This window comes from Mycobacterium parascrofulaceum ATCC BAA-614 (assembly GCF_000164135.1).
Classification (GTDB): Bacteria; Actinomycetota; Actinomycetes; order Mycobacteriales; family Mycobacteriaceae; genus Mycobacterium; species Mycobacterium parascrofulaceum.
This window is the reverse complement of record NZ_GG770615.1, coordinates 1-1,305: the sequence shown is the minus strand read 5'-3', so window position 1 is coordinate 1,305 and position 1,305 is coordinate 1. Positions and strand designations below refer to the sequence as shown.

Below are 1,305 nucleotides of genomic sequence, written 5' to 3'. Positions count from 1 at the left end.
GGTGGTTTCACGCGGTGTTTGCAACAGCGGGTGGTTTGAACGGGTTTGAGAGTAGTTCGTCGAGGGCTTCGGCTGGGGTTTTCCAGTCGAGGGTTTTGCGGGGGCGGCTGTTGAGTTTGGCCGCGACGTAGTCGAGGTAGTCGGCGGGAAACACGGACAGGTCGGTGCCTTTAGCAAAGTACTGGCGCAGCAGCCCGTTGGTGTTTTCGTTGGTTCCGCGCTGCCAGGGCTTGTAAGGATCGCAGAAGTAGATATCTAGATCGGTGGCCGCGGCGATGGCGACGTGGTTAGCCATTTCCTTGCCGCGGTCCCAGGTCAGGGTCTTGCGCAGGATCGCGGGCAACTGGGCCATCTTGGCCACGATCGCTTCTTGCACCGCGTCAGCACCGTGCCCCTCAGGCAGATGCAACAGCATGGTGAAGCGGGTGGTGCGCTCCACCAACGTGCCGATCGATGAGCCCGAGGCGGTGCCGCCCAGGATCAGATCACCTTCCCAATTGCCAGGTACGGCTCGGTCTTCCACGTTAGCGGGGCGCTCACTGATACTGACCATGTCCGGGATACGGCCGCGGCGAGAATCAGCGCGCCGCTGGGGTTTACGCAACGCTCGACCAGTACGCAGGCAGGTGTGCAGCTCCCGGCGCAACGCGCCGCGGCCCTGCACGTAGATCGACTGGTAGATGGTTTCGTGGGACACCCGCATCTCCGCATCGTCAGGAAAATCCACCCGCAGCCGGCGCGCGATCTGCTCAGGACTGTGTTCATCGGTAAGCCGATTCTGCACCTCATCGTGCAGTCTCTCGTTAACTGCTAGCTTGGCCGGCTTGGGCCGCCGAGCCCGATCCTGGGCACGCGCTTGCGCCCCCACAGCGCTATAGCGCGGCTTGGCGTCCCGGCCGCCTTTTTTCGGCGCCCCGAACCGGTACCGCTGCCGATACCGCCCATAACAGAACGCATTTCGCTCGATCTCACGCATGATCGTTGACGGGCAGCGGTCCAGCCGACGAGCTATCGACTGGATCGACTCCTGCATCTTGACGCCTACTTCGATGTCCACGCGTTCTTGCTGGGTCAACCTGGGCCGTTTACGGGGCCCACCGGCCGGAAATTTCGGTCTCACTCCGCCAGCATCAGCAAACCACGCCCGACCGGTATGTACCGACACGCCAACTGCCAACCCGGCCTCGGCGGCCGACATCCCCGACCCAATGTCATCCCAGAACTGCCGAACAACCCACGGCCACGCTTTCCAATACACAACAACCTCCAATTAGGTGGCTGTTGCAATCACCCCTAGAACCCAAG

1 protein-coding gene is annotated in these 1,305 nt (G+C 62.1%); it reads right to left on the bottom strand.

Annotated elements, in window-relative coordinates:
- Positions 1–7: 7 nt before the first annotated feature.
- Entirely contained in the window at positions 8–1,198 is a 1,191-nt protein-coding gene (locus HMPREF0591_RS29835; protein ID WP_425270273.1) for an IS30 family transposase, read from the bottom strand.
- Positions 1,199–1,305 lie beyond the last annotated feature (107 nt).